Origin of the sequence: Paenibacillus sp. GCM10027630 (genome assembly GCF_042676305.1) — a bacterium.
Classification (GTDB): domain Bacteria; phylum Bacillota; class Bacilli; order Paenibacillales; family NBRC-103111; genus Paenibacillus_S.
This window is the reverse complement of sequence record NZ_JBHTGY010000001.1, coordinates 319,012-338,978: the sequence shown is the minus strand read 5'-3', so window position 1 is coordinate 338,978 and position 19,967 is coordinate 319,012. Positions and strand designations below refer to the sequence as shown.

The 19,967-nt window shown below is 46.3% G+C and carries 17 protein-coding genes; 9 read left to right on the top strand and 8 right to left on the bottom strand.

What is annotated here, in order from left to right; genetic code table 11:
• The first annotated feature begins 421 nt into the window (after window positions 1-421).
• A complete protein-coding gene (locus ACFQ0C_RS01470) occupies window positions 422-949 on the top strand; it encodes a DUF6385 domain-containing protein (RefSeq protein ID WP_379363257.1) in 528 nt (175 codons plus the stop codon).
• 24 nt (window positions 950-973) lie between these two features.
• Here ACFQ0C_RS01470 and ACFQ0C_RS01465 read toward each other — a convergent pair whose 3' ends face one another.
• The 4 genes from ACFQ0C_RS01465 to ACFQ0C_RS01450 all read right to left on the bottom strand — a co-directional run bounded on the left by ACFQ0C_RS01465 (window position 974) and on the right by ACFQ0C_RS01450 (window position 7,742).
• Window positions 974-2,866, bottom strand: a complete 1,893-nt coding sequence (locus tag ACFQ0C_RS01465) for a glycosyltransferase (RefSeq protein WP_379363255.1) — start codon at window positions 2,864-2,866, stop codon at window positions 974-976.
• A gap of 2 nt (window positions 2,867-2,868) precedes the next feature.
• Entirely contained in the window at window positions 2,869-4,767 is a 1,899-nt protein-coding gene (locus ACFQ0C_RS01460; RefSeq protein WP_379363253.1) for a glycosyltransferase, read from the bottom strand.
• Window positions 4,760-6,343 (bottom strand): tetratricopeptide repeat protein, encoded by a 1,584-nt coding sequence (locus ACFQ0C_RS01455; protein WP_379363251.1) that lies wholly within the window; start codon window positions 6,341-6,343, stop codon window positions 4,760-4,762. Before ACFQ0C_RS01455 ends, ACFQ0C_RS01460 begins: the two co-directional genes overlap by 8 nt.
• A 109-nt stretch (window positions 6,344-6,452) precedes the next feature.
• Complete coding sequence (locus tag ACFQ0C_RS01450; RefSeq protein WP_379363249.1) at window positions 6,453-7,742, bottom strand: DUF6385 domain-containing protein; 1,290 nt, start codon at window positions 7,740-7,742, stop codon at window positions 6,453-6,455.
• 272 nt (window positions 7,743-8,014) lie between these two features.
• Between ACFQ0C_RS01450 and ACFQ0C_RS01445 the strand changes: the two genes are divergently transcribed.
• The 8 genes from ACFQ0C_RS01445 (at window position 8,015) to ACFQ0C_RS01410 (ending at window position 15,662) form a co-directional block, all read left to right on the top strand.
• Window positions 8,015-9,820, top strand: a complete 1,806-nt coding sequence (locus ACFQ0C_RS01445) for a glycosyltransferase (RefSeq protein WP_379363247.1) — start codon at window positions 8,015-8,017, stop codon at window positions 9,818-9,820.
• A 46-nt stretch (window positions 9,821-9,866) separates the two neighbouring features.
• On the top strand, window positions 9,867-10,634 hold the full coding sequence (rfbF, locus tag ACFQ0C_RS01440) for a glucose-1-phosphate cytidylyltransferase (RefSeq protein WP_379363245.1): 768 nt from the start codon (window positions 9,867-9,869) through the stop codon (window positions 10,632-10,634).
• Complete coding sequence (gene rfbG, locus ACFQ0C_RS01435) at window positions 10,628-11,749, top strand: CDP-glucose 4,6-dehydratase (protein WP_379363243.1); 1,122 nt, start codon at window positions 10,628-10,630, stop codon at window positions 11,747-11,749. Before rfbF ends, rfbG begins: the two co-directional genes overlap by 7 nt.
• Before the next feature lie 78 nt (window positions 11,750-11,827).
• Window positions 11,828-13,102, top strand: a complete 1,275-nt coding sequence (locus ACFQ0C_RS01430; protein WP_379363270.1) for a class I SAM-dependent methyltransferase — start codon at window positions 11,828-11,830, stop codon at window positions 13,100-13,102.
• A gap of 2 nt (window positions 13,103-13,104) precedes the next feature.
• Window positions 13,105-13,647: a dTDP-4-dehydrorhamnose 3,5-epimerase gene (gene rfbC / locus ACFQ0C_RS01425; RefSeq protein ID WP_379363241.1), complete on the top strand. Its 543-nt coding sequence runs from the start codon at window positions 13,105-13,107 to the stop codon at window positions 13,645-13,647.
• The gene (locus ACFQ0C_RS01420; protein ID WP_379363239.1) at window positions 13,647-14,135 is read left to right on the top strand and encodes an acyltransferase; all 489 of its coding nucleotides are present in this window, start codon (window positions 13,647-13,649) and stop codon (window positions 14,133-14,135) included. The genes rfbC and ACFQ0C_RS01420 overlap by 1 nt, the downstream gene beginning before the upstream one ends.
• Window positions 14,132-14,989 carry an NAD-dependent epimerase/dehydratase family protein gene (locus ACFQ0C_RS01415; protein WP_379363237.1) on the top strand — a complete coding sequence of 286 codons (858 nt, stop codon included), beginning with the start codon at window positions 14,132-14,134 and terminating at the stop codon, window positions 14,987-14,989. Before ACFQ0C_RS01420 ends, ACFQ0C_RS01415 begins: the two co-directional genes overlap by 4 nt.
• A 1-nt stretch (window position 14,990) precedes the next feature.
• Window positions 14,991-15,662 (top strand): LbetaH domain-containing protein, encoded by a 672-nt coding sequence (locus ACFQ0C_RS01410; RefSeq protein WP_379363235.1) that lies wholly within the window; start codon window positions 14,991-14,993, stop codon window positions 15,660-15,662.
• Between the two features lie 3 nt (window positions 15,663-15,665).
• On the opposite strand, the gene ACFQ0C_RS01405 is transcribed toward ACFQ0C_RS01410, so the two are convergent.
• Genes ACFQ0C_RS01405 through ACFQ0C_RS01390 form a run of 4 tightly spaced genes read right to left on the bottom strand, consistent with a single transcriptional unit; the run spans window position 15,666 to window position 19,746 of the window.
• Complete coding sequence (locus tag ACFQ0C_RS01405; RefSeq protein ID WP_379363233.1) at window positions 15,666-15,887, bottom strand: hypothetical protein; 222 nt, start codon at window positions 15,885-15,887, stop codon at window positions 15,666-15,668.
• On the bottom strand, window positions 15,884-17,080 hold the full coding sequence (locus tag ACFQ0C_RS01400; RefSeq protein ID WP_379363231.1) for a Ger(x)C family spore germination protein: 1,197 nt from the start codon (window positions 17,078-17,080) through the stop codon (window positions 15,884-15,886). Before ACFQ0C_RS01400 ends, ACFQ0C_RS01405 begins: the two co-directional genes overlap by 4 nt.
• On the bottom strand, window positions 17,077-18,183 hold the full coding sequence (locus ACFQ0C_RS01395) for a GerAB/ArcD/ProY family transporter (RefSeq protein WP_379363229.1): 1,107 nt from the start codon (window positions 18,181-18,183) through the stop codon (window positions 17,077-17,079). Before ACFQ0C_RS01395 ends, ACFQ0C_RS01400 begins: the two co-directional genes overlap by 4 nt.
• A 21-nt stretch (window positions 18,184-18,204) precedes the next feature.
• Window positions 18,205-19,746, bottom strand: a complete 1,542-nt coding sequence (locus ACFQ0C_RS01390) for a spore germination protein (protein WP_379363268.1) — start codon at window positions 19,744-19,746, stop codon at window positions 18,205-18,207.
• Between the last annotated feature and the right edge of the window lie 221 nt (window positions 19,747-19,967).

Below are 19,967 nucleotides of genomic sequence, written 5' to 3'. Positions count from 1 at the left end.
GGCTTTTAACACCTAGATTGAGCTTTGCGAGAACACTATTGAGAAATAGGGTGTATGGATTAAAATTTGAGAGATATTGAAAGCGCTTAATTCGACAGCCTGAATATTACAGTTATTTCATATAAAAAGGTCTGGTTACAGCTAACAATGATAAAAAAGATGCACATTTGCAGGAATTCAAGAAAATCCCGAAAAAATGGTCAAAAGGCTGTATTATTGCAGGTTTTGGGTGGGCGATGGATTCGAATAAAGCTGAGTGGGAAGGCGTTATCCGAATAATTAAGGAGCTTTATGCTCTGAAGGTAGGGAGTGCGGCTTGCTAGGAGGAAACGAAGCTGAGGGGACGTGATAACTGCCGTCGCGAAATGTAGGATAGCCGAATATATTGGTAATTATCTTACAAAACCGGAGGTGAGTTTGGGTGCCTGCACTGAAATATACCGCCTTTAGAAAGACACTTACCTCTTGCTGCTGTCATCGTAAGAAGAAATATTCGCATCGCTGCATGAGTCAGAAAAAGCTGTTTCCCAAAAAGAAAACATACAGAAAGCATAAATACATCATTATTAAAAAATGCTGCAAGCCAATCCGTCCGATCATCAAGAGGCTGCGTGTGAACGTACAGCGGACGAGATTTATCGAGCAGGAACGCTTGGGGGTAACAACTGAGAATGAATGGAAACCATCACTTTTGGTCAACTCGTCCTTGTTAAAACTATACACATACTCCATCGTCAATCGAGGAAATCATGCGAGTGAGGTAAAGGTGGAAATCAGCCCTAATGGAAAGGATTTCATGCAGGACTCCAAGATGGTTGTCGCAGCTGGAACAACTCAAGCCATCGTTCCTATGCGATACTTGAAATTTACAAGATTCAGTGTCAAATCACAGCAACTGGATCAACCGACCATGCTCGATATTTATTTTCAGGCGCAAACTCAGGGATAACCGCATAAATGAAAAAACGACCTCTTAGAGGTCGATTAGAAAGAGATAAGATGCGCATTCATCTGATCCAATCCCAACACCATACAAACCTAATCGGGGTTCGAGTCGTTGAGGAAAATCTTGTTTTAATTGAGTAAACAGACGGATGCTTTCCTCCTTCTTTCCTAGAGAGTACGCGAGTTGAGCCCCAAAGAGCCGTTCACCGTATCTGCTTGTTTCAGGAGAGTGACCCTGCAGGATAATCTCGCGTATATGTGCCGGGGATTGGTAGATGGCGGGACGCCAAGCCTTTGGCAGCTCGGATTGCCTGCCTTCAGTAGTAATTCCGTGCAAGTACTGCCAAACTAATTGAAAGCCGGACCATGCTCTCATCATCAGCATGGCATATGCTGCCTGTTCCAAAAGCTGTACATTTGGCGCAGGGGAGAGCGATGGATTTCCGTGAAGCAGCCTATCAGCAAGTGAGGCAAGCTCAGGCTCAGTATCACGAAAGGCATATAGAAGGTTGAGTTGAACCAGTGATTCGCCTCCCGCATTCTGCAGTGCCCACAAGTAAATAAGCAGATGTTTTTCTGGTTTTTTATGGACGAGCTGATGCAGAATCTCCGAAGACTTCTCCGTCCCACCTGTCTGCGCTAACATGATCGCGTAGAAAAAAGCTAATTCTTGCAATTGTAAATCCTCGCTTGTTCCATCCAGATTCAGCCCTTCCAACAATGGAAGCATTCGGCTGCTGTATCCCCATTTCGTTACGAAGCTGCCTAAATAGATAGAAATTGCAAGCTCTTCCAAGCTATGCAGTGCTGCTGTAAGTCTGGATTCCACCTCTGTAAGCGGATAAATGAGCAGAGCCAGATCGAGCCAGCGAGGTTTCGTTTGTTCACGATAAGCTGTAGTATGCAGACATTTCTCAAGATACAGCAAAGCTTGCTGCCAATTCCCAAGCTGCTGATGGGCAAGCCCCAACCAATAATCCGCTCGCTCTGCCTGCTGTTCCTCGGAGAAGGTGGCTGTCTTGGCATATTGGGTAAGTCGGTGAAGGGCTTCCTCAGGACGACCTTCTTCGAGCAGCAATACGGCATGAAGCTCCTGTAAATCAGCATACAGAGGCTCGCGGATAAGTCCTGTTTCCACAGCCTGAAGTGCCTCAGTGTTCCTGCCTGAGCGCCAATAGGAATAAGCTAATTTATAGGCCAGATCAGCGGCATATCCTGCTGTCGGAGGCACCTTCGGAAGAAGCGGGGCGAGGTCTTCAGCAGCCCTCTGGTAGTGCTCCTGTAGAAATGATTCAACACCTATTGCGTATCGGTAAAAAAAAGGATCGCTTTCCTCACGAACCGCGCGTTCCAGCAGCTTAACATTGCGTTCAGCTTTCTTGTTCGCGTGTTCCGCCATACGCACATAGCCGTAGTGGGTTACAATCAACCCTGAACGCCTGATGGCGAGCCTGGGATAAGTTGTGGAAAGCGACACGCCGATATCCTCATGAACTCGCCCTTGGTAAGAAATGTTCGGGAGATTGCGGAACAAACGGCATACAAAATCCGTTTCATAATCATCAGGCATTTCGGAGCGATGATTTCGTATCAGTACATAGTAGCCTGACACCGTCTCATCAGCAAGGAAGCTTTTGAAGAGATCGAAATCTATTGGCAGCAGCTGTTCATCAGCATCAAGCACCAAAATCCAGTCTCCAGTTGCGCGTTTGGTTGCATAATTGCGTGCTTCTGCAAAATGATCGTTCCATTTCATTCTGTACAATTGCGCTCCGAACTGCTCAACTATGTTTGGGGTCTGATCTTGGGATCCGGTGTCTACGACAATGATTTCATCTACATAAGGCTTTGCTGAAATCAAACATTGCCTGATATGCTCTTCTTCGTTACGAACGATCATGCACAAAGATACATTAGGCATTATCAGTTAACCTCCTCCATGAGCAAATCATCGATTAATGTCATCAATCGGGGTCTCACGTCATTCCACAGAGCAGCGTACTCAAGATCGCCATCTTTATTTTGCAGCAGCTGATAGATTCTTACATGAACGCATTTAATAAGCTCGTAACGTCCCTTCAAGCGTTGAAGAGGATCGGGCAGCAGCGTCAGGAGTTGGAGCCAATAGGTTTGAATTTGAGTTTGCAAAGCGAATAAATGCTCATTGGAGGCTAGTATATACAAAAAGTACAATTCGCTCCACAGTGCGGAATACGCCGAAGCAGGAAGATGGAGAGGGATAACATGCTGCTCTTTTTCCTTTAGCAAGTATGCATGCAGGTTCAAAACAAGCTCGCTTGCAGAATCTGAGCTATCAAAGGGTTCGTTAGTATGTTTATCCGTAATTCCTTGCTTCTGTTTCAATCGTTGTGCTCTTTCCTGTTCCAAACGCCGCAGCCATCGTTCTGCAGCCTTGTCATCATTGCGAACAAGAGCCATGTAAAACAGCTTCCTCGCTGTTCGTTTGTGCCTGGCTGCTACACCCGTATAGCCTGGGGCACGATTTCCTGGCAGTAGAAGGTAGCAGCGCAAGAGCAGCAGCTGCCGTTCCTCTCGCTTTTCTACGGGCATAGGTTTGTTTTTCAAAATATCCGTCGCTTGTTCATACAGTCCTAGCTGATAGTAAGAAAGCGCAATACTCCACCAGGTTTTAGGCGATTCCAAATGAAACAGCCGCTCCATCGTATTAGTGATGCCATTGGCGTTATGAAGACGAGCAAGCAGACTTATCAGTCGTAAAAAGGGTGAAAGCAAGCCTGCATTGAACGTAAGTGCATTCGCATACAACTGCACTGCTCCATCGTAATCGCCCAGCTGTTCACGGGTTTTGCCGAGATGAAAGCTGGCACTATAAGTTCCGACACCACTGACGGACGTATATTGAGGCGGTGATTCACCGATTTCCAGTGCTTTATGGAAGGCTTCTTCAGCTTGTTCCCATTGTCGCAGGTGATAATGAATTCTTCCGAGTGTGAAAAATAAGTCGGGATAATTGCTTAGATCACTAGCGGCAACCCGGCATAAATCGGCAGCTTCCTCCCAACGGCCAAGGGCTTGCAGACAGTTCACCTCGCGAAGCACAACAACATGACCGAAGCTCGTTTTTCTCCAGTCTGTTACGGTTCTGGAAAGACAAAACTGTTCTTGCGCTAATGTATAGTCGCCTGCCCGCATATATTCCACACCAAGGTTGTAACGGTGAAAGCTCTCACTATCAGTGTTCTCCAGCTCTTGAAGCAGCAGATCCATGTTGCGCTGTACTTTATTTTTCTTCTGTACAACCTCGGGCAGGTAGCCGCCATGATTTAATTGAATGTTAGAATAAAGCAGCCGGGCTGCCGGATTCGCTGATAGAATAGGTTGAACAATCTGCTCATGGATTCTTCCTTCATAACGATAAGCCTGTTTATTGCGAAATAGACGCAGTGAAGCTGATATGGATGATCCTGCGTGCTGGGCTTCCGTACCTATGAAGTTAACAATTCGCACGAAAAATCCATCCGCATCGGGTGAATTAGCGACTACCTCGCGCAGCAGTGCTCCATGGCCTTCCTCCAGTATTTCATCGGCATCCAACACGAGTATCCACTCGCCAGAGGCGAGATTAATGGATTCATTGCGAGCAGCAGCAAAGTCGTTTTTCCATTCACGAATATGGACTGCAGCTCCGGTTCGTTTGGCTATCTCAACTGTCTGGTCCGTTGATCCAGTATCCATCACTATGAGCTCGTCGGCGGCTGTCCTTGCACTTAGTAGGCATTGGGCGATGCAATCTTCTTCATTCTTGACGATCATACAGAGGGAAATGAGTGGTTTATCCATGGAAATTTGTCCTCTCTGCCCAATTCCAGCGAGTAATAGCTGCGCTTTGCTCCATCCTCTTGATTCCGCTTCCTACCTTCTCCGACTCCTCGCGCAAGAAAACAGAAGAAGGAAAAATATACATGGATTCCTTCAGTAGCACCTCGCTTTGACGTAGGCAGGCGAGTGCCAGGGCAGTGCGCAGAGCAGCGTTATCTGGTGCTTGCGAGAGCAAATATTCGAACATCTCGGATGCTTGCTGATAGGCGCCACGATAATACAGTATTTCTCCTAAACATCGGTAACCGTCCTGATCCATCGTATTATTTTTCAGTGCTTGTAAAAAATGGGTAGCGGAACGCATGACATAACCATTCCGAAACAAGGTGAAGGCGAGCGATAATGGCTCACTAATATAGCCTTGCAGTACTTCCGCATAGCTAAATAGACGAATCGCGACAGCCCGATCCTGTAATGCTACAAGCTCATATTGTTCAAGCGGCGAAATCAGAGCAGATAGGTTATCATCCGCTAACAGTATTTTGTATAAAAGTGCATCGGTCGGATACTTTTTTTTGTATGCCTCATCCTGTTCATGGAACAACAGAGCAGCTTCAGCAATTCTGCCAACCTGGATCAAACAATCAAAGTAGATGCGGGTAATCTGATGATGCGATGCCGTCGTTGTTATTTGTTCGAGAGATTTAAGCGTCTCTGAAAATAAGCCAATACGGTGTAAAAGGCGAATATGCCGTTCTTCTTTATCTGGATCAGGCTCCAACCATTTCAATATAGGTATGATTGCTTCTTCTTGTGAGAAGCCTTGCCGCATAAGCTCATCTGCCCAATAGTATAACGGGTCCATGTGCGGATTCTCTGCATAGGACATCCGGAAGGCAGTAGCGGCTTCCTCTTGACGGTTGCACCTCGCTGCATGTAGACCATGAGCTAACCATAACCTCGCTGGATCAAACATTGGAGGGCCCTGTGTCACGGGGATAGGAAGCTCTGAGAGAGGTGTTCCATTCCTCTTGGGATCATTAGGTTGAGCTGATTCTTCCAAAGTTAGAGCTTTTAGGCTAGCCGCATAGGCTTCTTCAAAACGGTTCGTTTGCTCATACAGGTGTGAGAGGGCAAATAAATCATCTATGTGCAAGTTATTTTTGCTAAGCATGATTTCAGGTTGATCCCAATTATGTGTATCGAAAAAGTATAGCAGTCGGGTAGTTTTCCAGCCATATTCATCAAAGTTAATTTCCCTCGAAACGATGCTGAGGCCAGGTAAGGGAAGGGGGGCAATGAGATCGATGAATACTAAAGGAGAAACAGATGTGGTGATGTCAACAGAATCGTACAGCCGATGGAAACGACAGAACTGATAATCGATGTGATTCCAGTTATGAGTCGGTATATCGATCGTCTCGTTAGAAAATTGTAGCAAAACCTTTTGTGCCCCCGATTGCATAATTTGCTTTTTAACATCATTCCAGGTTGCACCACTTTCGGGATCAAAGGCAATCACAGGATAGGGGCTATCTGGATCGGGAGTTTGCTTCTTACTGTCAACGATGAATGAAAGAACAGCAAGCTCAGACACAGGCAACATCTCCATTTTTTTACTTTTTATATTATTGCTTAATGAGACCCATTCAATTGAATACAAAAAAGAGGATAACGGGTGTCATCCTCTATTTTATGAATTATGTTTATACTTGTGCATCGAGATAAACGTCTACAGTAGCCGTCCCAACTAATGCCATTGCTAGTGATACACGAGTGTATTTAGCAAATCTAATCGGTGTCAGAACGATACCGCCTGTTAACAAGCCGGTTACAGTAGAATCGACAATCCAACGTACACCGTCAGAGCTAATTTCTGATCGTGCATTGACGGTAGCGGCGCCGCTATTGTTATAGATGAGATAGGAGTATACCTTGTAAGGATATAAGCTTTGATTGAGTGATGCTGAAGCTATTGGCGTATAAGTTGTACTGCTTACTGTAACGCCAAGTGCACTGAATTGGTTGAAATTGTTTTGGGATATCGTTGTAATTGTACCGCCAAGAATGGTAGCGGACACGGTGCCACCGAGAATAGTAGCGGAAACAGTGCCAGCGAGCAATGCGTTGAGCGTGCCACCGACAATGGTAGCAGCCTGCACGGCGTTGAGGGTACCGCCGAGAATAGTGGCAGAAACAGTGCCGCCGAGCAAAGCATTCAGTGTGCCGCCAACGATAGTAGCAGCTTGCACGGCGTTGAGGGTACCGCCAAGAATGGTGGCGGAAACAGTGCCAGCGAGCAATGCGTTGAGCGTACCGCCGACAATAGTAGCAGCCTGCACGGCGTTAAGTGTGCCGCCAAGAATGGTAGCCGACACGGTACCACCGAGAATAGTGGCCGAAACAGTACCACCGACAATGGTGACGGCTTCGACAGCGTTGAGAGTACCGCCAAGAATAGTAGCCGAAACAGTACCGCCGACGATGGTGACAGCTTCAACAGCGTTGAGCGTACCACCAAGAATAGTGGCCGAAACAGTACCGCCGACGATGGTGACAGCTTCGACAGCGTTGAGAGTACCGCCAACGATGGTAGCCGCTTGCACAGCATTGAGCGTACCGCCGACAATAGTTGCGGCTTGCACCGCATTCAACGTCCCGCCAACAATAGTGGCGGAAACAGTACCACCGACAATGGTGACGGCTTCGACAGCATTAAGAGTACCGCCGACAATGGTAGCAGCCTGTACCGCATTCAACGTACCGCCAACAATAGTTGCCGCTTGCACGGCATTCAACGTACCACCGACAATGGTAGCCGAAACAGTACCACCAGTAATTGTTGCCCCCATGACAGCTGTTACTGTATTGACATCTCCAATATTAAGTCTGCCTGTGGAGTCGGTATTAAGCGCAAGAGTGTTCGTTCCGTCGCTCCCAAATATCAAGGTTTGCAGCTGATTGGGATCTGTATTATAAACGGCAAAGTTTGGCATATGAAGTCCACTCCTTTCTTTTTTCTTCATCTTACGTTTACGTGTAGACCCTTGCATGGATAGAAACCACTATTGCCGTGGTTTTTCATCGCCCGTTTTTCACTTTTTGGAACCCCGCATAGACTCACTTCTCATCTTTCCATGCATATATTGGAATTACTGTATACGAAAGCGGGTAATTTTATAGAGGTCGTTCAAAAAGTTCCCTTTTATAACGCTGCTTTTTGAAGACTCACAGGAAAAAAGGAACAGATGATTGGGGATGACTTCACTTGGAAGTAAAGAAAAAAATCAAGGAAATGCTCGATGCAGGTCAAGTGGATATTGCCAAGCTGTTAATACGCGAATTTCAAGGACTCCACCCTCGCGATGCTGACATTTACTTATGGAAAGCAGAGATCCATTTGCTCGAAAACAAGCTTGATGAAGCACAGCGTGCTCTGGTTGAAGCCATCGGCTTTGAGTATCAGCGATTCGATCTCTTCTATAAACTCGCCAATGTATATTTCCAAAAGAAGGAATTCGTATTAGCTGTAAGCTTGTATAGACGGTCAATGGAATTGACGGAAGACGAGAATAAGAGAACTGAAATCCAACAGTGTATAGATGATATAAATAAAAAGTTGTTCAGCACGAATGAATCGATTAATAGGGCATCCGAACCGCTAGTCAGCATCGTCGTGCTCGCCTACAATCATTTGGAATACACCAAGCAATGTTTGGAGAGCATCTACCGTTATACAATGCATCTTCCAATTGAACTGATTACCGTTAACAATGGTTCTTCGGATGGGACAGCAGCTTATTTCAACGAATTGCCTAATCACAAGAAGGTAACTCTCGCTGCAAATGTTGGCCCTGTTAACGGCTTTAATGCAGGAATGATGGTGGCGGAAGGAAGGTACACGGCTTGCATTTCCAATGACTTCATTGTTACCACAGGGTGGCTCGATAATTTGCTAATCTGTATGGAATCCGACCCAACGATTGGTTTTGTTTCCCCGGGAGCCGATTCAGTATCGAACAATCAACGGATCATTTGCCCCAATGCAGCTGATCTTGAAGAGATGCAGCGGTTTGCTGAGAGCTATAATATTTCGAATCCAAGCATGTGGGAGGAAAGAGTTCGACTCCTGCCCTGTGTGTTGATGGTAAGAACGGAGCTACTTAAGCAGGTAGGTTATTTTGATCCAAGGTTCATTTATGGGGAATTCGCTGATGACGATATAAGTTTTCGCATTCGCAGGGCTGGATACAAGCTGATATTTGCAAAAGACACCTTCACTCATCATTTCGGCTCTGTCACAGTGGGGGAGGAACAGCGGCAGCATCAGTCTCTTGAAGTAAGCCGCGAAATTTTCCGTGATAAATATGGAATAGATGCCTGGGAGGATACAGGTTTTGATATCCATCTGGTGGATACGGCGATGGAATGCATACAGCAACAAAGGCAGAGTTCTGGGACGGCTCCTCAAGCTGTCCGCATACTTGGCATTAATGCCAAATGCGGCTCCACGCCGCTGCAGCTGCGCAATAAATTGCGGGAAAACGGATTTGAGCAAACGACGATTGTCAATTATACAGATCAAAGCAAATACATGGTGGATTTGCTGTCGGTATCAGAAACAGCTAAGCATGTATTGCTTACTGAATTGAAGGATTTTGAGGATTCAGCCTTATACGATGTGATTCTATTAGAAGGCGGATTAGAGCCCTATCCTCAGCACCAGATTGACAGCATAATCAATGGCATACGTTCCAAGCTGTGCAGAGGGGGCTCATTATTGTTCAAGATGCAGAATGGGGCGCATTACCTTCAAATCGCACGTTGGTTGAGCGACAGAACACCGTTTCTTCAGACGCAGCTGTCTAATACTTTTTTCCATCTTCAACCGCTTCTCTTACTATTGGAAAGCAACAAGCTGCCTGTAAGAAAAATACTGTTTGTTCAAGATCCTGTACAACCTCAACTAACGGATCTCTTCAACAAAATGGAAGAAATACCCAAAATTCATGAAATGTTTAACCATGCACTTTTATCCGTATCCGAGATGGTTATTGTAACGGAAGCAGTATAAGCAGTTTAACGCTAGCTGTCCCCTGTATAAAGGAGGCGATTGTCAGGTGAAAGCGGTGATATTGGCTGGGGGAATTGGCACAAGACTGAGTGAAGAAACAACTATGCGACCTAAGCCGATGGCGGAGATCGGGGGCAATCCGATACTTTGGCATATTATGAAAATATATTCGCATTATGGAATCAACGAATTCATAATTTGTCTCGGATATAAGGGATATGTTATCAAGGAATATTTCGCCAATTATTTTCTCCATAGGTCGGATGTCACGATAGACATCGCAGCTAATCAAATGCAAATCCATAATAACCAGAGCGAACCGTGGAAGGTAACCTTAGTAGATACAGGATCGGAATCGATGACAGGGGGAAGGCTCAGACGTGTCAAAACGTTTGTAGGCCATGAAACATTTTGTTTTACCTATGGTGATGGTGTCAGTGATGTAAATATTAACGAATTGATTCAATTCCATCGGGATCATGGCAAGCTGGCCACTTTAATAGCGGTTAATCCACCGGGCAGGTTCGGAGCGTTGGAATTTACTAACGATTTGGTTACCCGATTCAAGGAAAAACCCCAGGGGGAAGATAGCTGGATTAATGGCGGTTTTTTTGTATTGGAGCCAGATGTGTTTGATCTGATTGAGGGGGATGCGACTATCTGGGAGTTAGAACCGTTGGAGCGACTTGCGGCTAGCAGCCAATTGGCGGGTTTCCGGCATCATGGGTTTTGGCATCCAATGGATACGTTGAGGGATAAGCTGCTGCTGGAAGAATGGTGGTCATCCTCCAAAGCCCCTTGGAAGGTGTGGTAAAGATGTCCTTTTGGCAGGGGAAAAAGGTGTTTATAACCGGACATACAGGGTTCAAGGGAAGCTGGCTGTTGCTGTGGCTGCAAAGTTTGGGCGCTCATGTAACAGGATTTTCCTTATCGCCAGAATCAGATCCCAATTTATTTTCACTGGCAAACGCAGCAGATGGAATCGTATCCGTTAAGGGCGATATACGTAACTCGCGGCGACTGAACGCAGCCATGAAGCGCTGCCGTCCCGACATCGTCTTTCATCTGGCAGCTCAGTCCTTGGTTCGAGCCTCATACCGCTTGCCGGTCGAAACATTCGATGTGAATGTTGTCGGGACAGCAAACGTTCTCGAGGCAGTCCGTTCCAGTGGTGCTACAGTAAGGGCAGTGATCATTGTGACGAGCGACAAATGCTACGAAAACCGCGAATGGATATGGCCTTACCGCGAAACCGACCGGCTGGGCGGATATGATCCCTATAGCGCCAGTAAAGCATGCGCGGAGTTGGTAACGGACGCATTCCGCCGATCGTTTTTCGCAGGGACGCCTACTGCACTCTCCACTGTCCGTTCCGGTAATGTTATTGGGGGCGGAGACTGGGCGCAGGATCGCTTAGTACCGGATCTGATCCGCAGCTTGCTTAGCGGAAAAACTCCGAAGGTACGGGAGCCGTTAGCTGTCAGACCATGGCAGCATGTGCTCGACCCGCTGCAAGGATATTTGCTGCTAGCGGAGAGGATGTATGCCGCAGGAGAACAGCTTGGGCAAGCATGGAATTTCGGACCGGATAACGCTCAGCCGTTAACCGTAGGAGAAATTGCACGCGAATTGCTTGCATGTTGGGATGAGTTGGAGCTCCCAAGCTCGCAGATTGAAGATGCAATAAAGGATGCAGCAGCGCCTTTTAGAGATAATATGGTGGATTTAAACGATTCAAAGCCGCATGAAGCGCAGCGGCTGGTATTGGATTGCTCTAAGGCTAGAACCAGGCTTGGCTGGAGACCCCTGCTTGACACTAAGGAGGCCATTCGCTGGACTGCCGATTGGTATCAGGCTTATGCTCACGGCAAGAGCGTTCGGGTAATGACTCTTAAGCAAATAGAAGCTTATAAGGACTTACAAGCCTGAAATAGAAATTTGTTAAATATCTCTGAATTCCATTCTTGTGTCAAGAGAAGGAGATGAGTTTGCACGATGAGTGCTCCAATAAAGCAGCGACCATGCCGCTTATGCGGGGAACCGTTGATCCATACATTCGTAGATCTCGGAATGTCTCCGTTCTCCAATCATTATTTGAAGCCGGAAGAATCCGAGCTTCCTTGTTCGGTTTATCCACTGCACGCCTATGTATGCGGAGCTTGCTTCCTTGTTCAGCTTGCACAATTTGAGCCGCCGGAGAGCATTTTCGGAGAATATGCTTATTTTAGCTCGTTCTCGGACAGCTGGCTTAAGCATGCGCGGAATTACACGGAAATGATGATCGACAGGTTCGCTCTACAAAGCTTTACTAGCTGTACTGATCCAACAACCGATTCTTCCGACGAAAGTCCCTTAGTTGTTGAAATTGCTTGCAATGACGGTTATTTACTGCAATTTTTCCAGCAATCCGGTATCCGAACGCTAGGCATTGAACCCGCTCGCAACGTAGCCGCCGCAGCATTGGACAAAGGAATTCCTGTAGTTATGGAGTTTTTCGGAATGGAGCTCGCCCACCAACTTGCTTGTGAGCATAAGCAGGCTGATGTCCTGATCGGTAACAACGTTCTCGCTCATGTGCCGGATCTTCATGATTTTGTAGCCGGCTTGAAGACGCTGCTCAAGGATACAGGCGTCCTGACAATGGAATTCCCGCATCTGCTGCAGCTCATGGAACATAATCAGTTTGATACTATTTATCACGAGCATTTCTCCTATTTCTCCTTGCACACAGTGCAGCAGTTGTTTGCCAGATATGGTTTGACCATATTCGATGTGGATGTATTGGATACTCACGGCGGATCCTTGCGCATATATGCAGGGCATGCAGGAGATACGTCTAAAATAATTGGACAGAGCGTCCATACCTTGCTTCAGCAAGAGGTGGCGGCAGGTCTCCGGAAGATCGAAACGTATCTTGCATTTTCTGAAAATGTGGCTCATACCAAGCGGAATATATGGCAATTTCTTATTGAGCACAAAAATGCTGGTCGCAAAATCGCGGCATATGGAGCGCCGGCCAAAGGCAACACATTGCTTAATTATTGCGGTATTGGCAAGGAGATGATGGATTATGTTGTTGACCGGAATCCCTACAAGCAGGGGCTGCTACTGCCTGGTTCGCTCATACCGATATTTCCTCCTGAATATATTCGTGAGACCAAACCGGATATTGTCATTATTATGCCGTGGAATCTTAAACAAGAAATTGCCGGACAGTTATCCTATATTCGAGATTGGGGCGGTCAATGTGCCGTATGGATTCCACAGATTGAGATGTGGTAAAGATGAAATTTACTGAAACCGCCATTGCAGGCGCTTATGTGATTGATATCGAACCTTCAAACGATGAACGCGGATTTTTTGCTCGTTCCTGGTGTGTGGATGAATACGCTCAGTATGGTCTAAATACGAACGTGGTCCAGTGCGGGATATCTTATAATTGGTATAAAGGTACGATCCGGGGGCTGCACTATCAGGAGGCTCCATTCGCTGAAGCGAAAACGATACGCTGTACAAAAGGCGCGGTTTATGATGTCATACTGGACATTAGACCCCAATCAGCAACTTATAAGCAGTGGCTCGGCATTCGGCTAACCGCAGCAAATCGCAGTATGCTGTATGTACCGGAGGGGGTTGCCCATGGTTTTCAAACACTCGAAGACGATACGGAGCTGACTTATTTGCTGTCTCAACGATATGAGCCTGCAAGTGCTCGTGGTGTTAGATGGAATGATCCAGCGTTTTGTATTCAATGGCTGCCTATGGATGCTCTCATCATAAGCGACAGGGATCAGCAGTTCGAGCTATGGACGGAGGGAGCAGAGTAGTGCTGATTATATCTGATAAAGCACATGTATCGGCTTTGGCTGATATTGAAGAATCAGTGAGAGGGACGCGCATATTCATTGATGACGGAGCGATGATAGACTCGTTTGTAAAAATAAAGCCTGCCGGCGGCATGGGGGATGTGCATATCGGCAGTAACAGCTATATTAACTCAGGTACGGTTATTTATAGCGGCAATGGAGTATGGATCGGTAGTGGAGTGCTGATTGCCGCAAACTGCACGCTTGCACCAGTGAATCATGAATATCGTTCACGCAGTCTGCCGATTATAGAGCAGCGATTTATGCCGAGTAAAGGAGGAATCGTTATCGAGGATGATGTATGGATTGGTGCAGGAACGGTTATTCTTGACGGCGCATTTCTGAGGAAAGGCTGTGTCGTGGGAGCACAATCGCTGGTTAAGGGAGAGCTTGAGCCCTACTCGATCAATGTGGGTGTACCTTCAAGAAGGATAGGGTACCGCCAATGAATACTAATTCATCGGGGTTATTTACAGTCATTGGTGCACAAGGCTTTATGGGTCGGCATCTAGTTAGCGCTTTACGCAGCCAAGGGAAGGAATGCTTCGCTCCAGAGAGAGATGACCCAACAGTGTTTCAGCAATCACTCGGACATGTCATTTACTGCGCTGGAGTAACTTCAGATTTCCGGCAAAGGCCTTTTGACACAATGAAAGCGCATGTTTCTTTGGCTGGGGAGTTTCTTGAAAAAGCAGCCTTCGATTCTTTTGTTTATATATCATCGACCCGCATTTATATGGATAATCTTACCTCCAATGAACAGGTGTCCTTATCGATCAATCCCCATCATCGAGATCATTTGTTCCATCTCTCCAAGCTCGCGGGTGAATCACTTTGCTTGAATTCAGGACGGGAGAACGTTAAAATCGCCCGAGTATCGAATGTATGCGGTGATGACTACAATTCTGGTAATTTTCTATATTCGCTCATCCATGACGCGGTAGACAAGAAGCAAATTACTTTGCACACGACCCTTGATACAGCTAAGGATTACATCGGTATCGATGATGTAGTGAGGCTGCTTATTAGCATCGCGCAAGCGGATGGATCGGGGGTATACAATGTGGCGAGTGGCATAAACACGTCGAACCGGAGCATCTCCCAGTGGATTCGAGAGCTTACTGGCTGCCAGGTCTCAGTAGCAGATGCTGCACGGACCGTTTGCTTTCCACTAATAGACGTCACACGAATTCATAATGAATTGGGTTACGAAAATCCAGACTGTGAAGCACTTATTCGGGGATTGATCGCAGAGTGTACTGAAGAGTTAAAACGACAAGGTTTAGGAAAGGCAGGAGGTTAACGTGAACTTGTCGTTGCCGTACAACGAATTTACAGCCTACACCTTGCGGCAGTTGAACTATATGTTCCCTGATCGCCGCGTCCTCAAGCTTAAAGAGCTGCAGCCCGCATTCGAGCAGGCGATTGAACGAACCGCTCACTGCTTTTGGCATGTCACATTAACGGGCTACAGCAAGGAGGGGGAGCCCAATCTGAACCATCTGCACTCGGACCAGTATGCCGTATACCTGTGGTTTCTGTCTAATGCGGTTTGGTATTTAACACAGAATGAAGCGGCTGCCAACAAATTATTTTACTTGAACAAAGCATTGCATGGCTTCAGCTGCATGTACGACACGTTGCTGCCGGATATCTTCTTGCTGCTGCACACTACGGGGACGGTGCTTGGAAAAGCTGCCTATAGCGATTTTTTTGTCGCGGCTCAAGGTTGCACGGTTGGGAGCCATCAAGGGCATTATCCTGTACTAGGGCAGAGAGTTGCTATGCTGCCGGGATCTTCCATCATTGGCGAATGCCGCATTGGCGATCGGGTATCCTTTGGAATTGGTGCCACGCTTTACCGGCAAGATGTACCAGAGAAATCGGTTGTGTATAAGGAAAGCTCAGGTCAACTAAAGATCAGACATTCTTCCTCAGATTGGGCAAGTCGAGTGTTTCATCATGGTTATAAATAGAGCTTATGTTTCAAGCAGTGGCCGGAATGGTTTGAAAATGAAACGTAATATAGTTGTTGGTCCCTGCGTATTTGGCAAATCCAGCATAGACAGCAGCCAAACGAGAAGCAGCAGCGATATAAATACGAGCTTATCCTTTGTGGGCTTGGATTTAAGCTGGGACCATTCCAGCCATATAATAAGCATCACAGCTATTGTGACCATCCAGAAAAATCCCCATCTCATCGCCCCTTCACCTCTTCCATAGGGACTCCTGCCGGTGAGTTGATTAGCCCGGGTCGGAGTATATGAGCTTGAATGTCAACCTTCACGACAACCTTTGGAAATAACTCATTCCAATTATTTTTTTCTTTTTCCCATTGCTTGGGGTATTTTCTGTGGAATTCCTTGGCAAAATCAAAAATATCCACTTTCCATTTATGCTGAACCTCGTTGGTAGCCTGCAGGATGCGTTCTTTGACATCTTTGGCGAATGCCTTGTCCAGCAGTATTAACAGGTCTGGGCTTAACGGATTCAATAGGGTGCTGTTTTGAACAATATCACCTTCTGTATTCACCTTTATAGTCATCATCCATTGGTCTCCAACAATTTCCGGGATCAGTTTAACAGAGGCTTTGACAGGGTTTAAAGACACGAGTCCTTCGGTCTCATCGGTTTTATAGGTAACCGTGTATTCCTGAATTTCATTTCTTACCCACATCACCCCCCGCGTTACTTTAGCTGAAAGCTCCCCTATCATTGCATCTTTATTAAAAATGGCGATTCCCATTATATACGGAATGGTTTGCAGAGGATCAGTTGCCGACTTTTTCGGCGGCAAAATCTTAACGATCGGAAGGGCGGCTGCCTGGGAGTCTCCTCTTAACATTTGGCTCAACTGCTCTAACGTTATCTTGAATCCGGTCTGCAGGTCGGATAGCTTCCGGAGCGCATCCGAAGAAGATCGCTCAACGCTTGGAAACACTTCCAGAGCATCCGCTGCTTTTCCTTTGCTGACAAACATATAAGCTCTTTCTCTGGGTTGAGGATGCCGTACTAGAAAGTCGAATTGCTCGTGAATCCCTTTCTTTGCCAATGTATCGCTTATAATAAATATTTTGCATTGCCCCCAGAACAGCTTACGGGTAGTTTTACGTTGCAGCTTGGATAGTGCGTCTGCAATATTAAACCCTTTTTCAAAACTTATGGTTGTTTTTTTGGCTGTGCCGCCACCGGACCCCCCAGCTCCCATCATTCCACTCCCGCTTTGATTCTGTGGGATGATAAGTTGCGCTGTCGCCTGAATCATGTTGTTCTCCACTTTGTCGAAGGCTAATGCAGTTATAAGCGATAAATCGTTAAGCTCCGTTCGATCCCAGCAGCCTCCAAGCAGTAGGAAAGGCAGGATTAACATCGCTAATTTCATCAACGCTCTCATGGGGTGGAATCTCCTCCAGCAGTCGCTTTTCTTTTGCGTAATACAGCCAATATAAGCAATAGCAGCGGAATGAGGGTTAGCATTGTCGGCAGCTCGAATGGAGCTACGTAGCGGATCAATTCTTCCATTACAGGTAAGCTTGGCAAATCCCACAGGCTCGTGACAGCAATCAGAAGTCCAAGTGGAAAGATGATAGGACGACAGTCTGACAATTCAAAGCATTGGCCAAATGCAAGAGCAGCCATATAGAAAAAAACGCTAAGTTTAATGAAATTACCGACCACCCACATCACCAGCAGCAGCGATTCTAAATTTTCTAGAAAACTAGCAACGCCTATAGAACGGAATGCAACCAAAAGGGGGTAGATTTTATTCGCAACGTCCGGACCAAGTAAAAATAAGATAATCAGGTTGATATAAGTCAAACTCAATACGACGGCACTCAAAGAAATGATCCCCCATTTCCTTCCCTTCTTTGGATCTGTCAGGTTGGGCAGGAAAAAGGAGATCAGAAAATATTCGCTAAACCATGCCTGCGGAGCTGCTGCGCCTTTAATTACAGGGAGTAACCCGCCGCTTAGAATAGGGAAAATGTTTTTGGCGTCCAGATCCGGGAAAAGAAGTAGCAGGATAAAAATCGGCAAAATAAAGATAGGTGCGAGAATCACTGCGCTCCTTGCCACTAGTTCGATCCCGCCGCGAACTGCAAAGGCTGCGAGCAGAAGAATCGAGAGGATGACCAACAACAGTGGAGTTCTAAATAAAAAAGTGCCCGTGACAAAATCTGCGTACTGTCTGGTGATTGTTCCTGCTGTATGTGTCAGAAAAAGAAAGTAGATCATGGAAACGATTTTTCCAGGTATTTTTCCAATCAGCTGTCCGCTATACTGGATGATGGTTTGTTTAGGAAACAGCTCGTGTAACCGGGTTGCTGTATAGATGCTTACAAAACCGGTCGCAGATGCGATGAGGGGCGTCAGCCATATGTCATTTTGGGTGTAATGGGCTGTAATGGCGGGAAGAGAAAGAAAGCCAGTGGCCAAAATGACGGGATACATGAGCAAACCCATTTGGAAGGCTGAAATTTTCCCTTTCTCCAGCATCTACATCTCCCCCTCTATGGATTAAGTCTCCCCATTTTCAGGACCCGGTTTTTGACCGGATGCCTGCCGATACTTGTTGTACTCCCCCGTTAAACGCGGACGTGTATTCATCATCCACCAAGGAGCTCTAATAAGGACGTCTTTGAATTCAGCCAGCTTTGGAGTCGAAACCGCGGATAAATAGGGGATACCGAAAGACCGCAAGCTGCACATATGAAGTACAATAGCGATAACACCTAACATAATCCCAAGAAGCCCAAGTGTACCTGCGAGAAGAATCAATGGAAAGCGAAGCATTCGCAGCGCTATCCCGGCGATATAACGTGGAACCATGAAGGAAGAGATGCCGGTAATGGCAACTACCATAACCATAGGCGCTGAGACAAGACCGGCTTGTACGGATGCTTGACCGATGACGAGCGCTCCGACTATGCTGACGGCGGAGCCTACCTGCTTGGGTAATCGAACGCCTGCTTCCCGGAGTGCTTCAAATATAATTTCCATGATCAAAGCCTCGACCAACGCCGGAAAGGGAACCGATTCCCGTGAACTTGCCATGCTGATTAACAAAGCTCCGGGCACCATCTCTTGATGAAAAGTAAGAATGGCTACATATACGGATGGAAGCAGGATAGAGATTAATAGAAAACAATAACGTAGCCAGCGTGTGACTGTGGAAATCATGAAACGCTGGTAGTAATCCTCCGCGGCTTGTATGAGGGAAAAGAAGGTTGCAGGAGCAATTAATACAAACGGAGTGCCATCTACCAGAATGGCTACCCTTCCTTCGAGCAGGCTGCCGCTGGTCACATCCGGGCGTTCGGTACTCAGCAGCTGAGGAAAAGGAGAGAAAGGGGTATCTTCAATCAGTTCTTCAATATAGCCGCTCTCCAGTATACCGTCGATCCGGATGCGTTGAAGCCGATTTTTCACTTCTTCCACCAGCGTTGGATCCGCAAGACCCTCTATATAAGCGATAACGATATTCGTTTGAGTGTAATCGCCGATTTTCATCGATTCCATCTTAAGGCTTGGGCTCTTGATGATACGACGCAATTGGGAGGTGTTGACACGCAGTGTTTCTGTAAAGCCTTCACGAGGCCCCCTGATCCCCACCTCAGCCGGAGGTTCCTCTATTCCGCGTTTTTCCCATTTGGTTAATCCTAGTGCAAGACCGGATGGCTCATTATCACATAGCAGAATTGGATTCCCGTTAGAAAGATAGTCAATACAAGATGAGAATGTGTTGAATTCATTGGCTTGAGATACCGATATTTTTTGTTCGATAAGCTCTTTGAGATTGGTGTTTGCTCCTGACTCTTCCTTCATTAATGGCGCAATAACATACTCTTCAATGCCTTCGGAGTTAGACATGCCATCGATATATATCAGAATAGCTTTAACCTTTCCACCGATTAAAAAGGAGCGAAAGACTACATCCGAGCTTTTGGTATAAATCGAACGGAGCATCTTTTCATTAGGCTGCAAACTTGAATAAAGTTGTTGCTGCTGCTGGTCATTATTGGCGGGCTTCTTCTGTTCACGACCCTGAGCAGGGTTCATGCTCAGCCATTTATATAGTTTTTTGAACAAATGATGATCCCCCATTGGGCTGAAAACCCTTGATAAAGTTGTTAATTATAGTAAACCAAATGCTACCTTTTCATACAAATTAAAGATGAATATTATTTGATGAATGACTGCTCAATTTTTTACACAGAAAAAACAGCAAACAAAATACCCGCTTGAGCTGATTGGCTCAAAAGCGGGTTTCATTTTCATAG

Coding starts and splice junctions, on each gene's coding strand:
- ACFQ0C_RS01405 (WP_379363233.1), bottom strand. CDS start 15,887: ATGAGATGGGGATTTTTCTGGATGGTCACAATAGCTGTGATGCTTATT.
- ACFQ0C_RS01450 (WP_379363249.1), bottom strand. CDS start 7,742: ATGCCAAACTTTGCCGTTTATAATACAGATCCCAATCAGCTGCAAACC.
- ACFQ0C_RS01460 (WP_379363253.1), bottom strand. CDS start 4,767: ATGGATAAACCACTCATTTCCCTCTGTATGATCGTCAAGAATGAAGAA.
- ACFQ0C_RS01400 (WP_379363231.1), bottom strand. CDS start 17,080: ATGAGAGCGTTGATGAAATTAGCGATGTTAATCCTGCCTTTCCTACTG.
- ACFQ0C_RS01395 (WP_379363229.1), bottom strand. CDS start 18,183: ATGCTGGAGAAAGGGAAAATTTCAGCCTTCCAAATGGGTTTGCTCATG.
- ACFQ0C_RS01390 (WP_379363268.1), bottom strand. CDS start 19,746: ATGAACCCTGCTCAGGGTCGTGAACAGAAGAAGCCCGCCAATAATGAC.
- ACFQ0C_RS01415 (WP_379363237.1), top strand. CDS start 14,132: ATGAATACTAATTCATCGGGGTTATTTACAGTCATTGGTGCACAAGGC.
- ACFQ0C_RS01465 (WP_379363255.1), bottom strand. CDS start 2,866: ATGCCTAATGTATCTTTGTGCATGATCGTTCGTAACGAAGAAGAGCAT.
- rfbC (WP_379363241.1), top strand. CDS start 13,105: ATGAAATTTACTGAAACCGCCATTGCAGGCGCTTATGTGATTGATATC.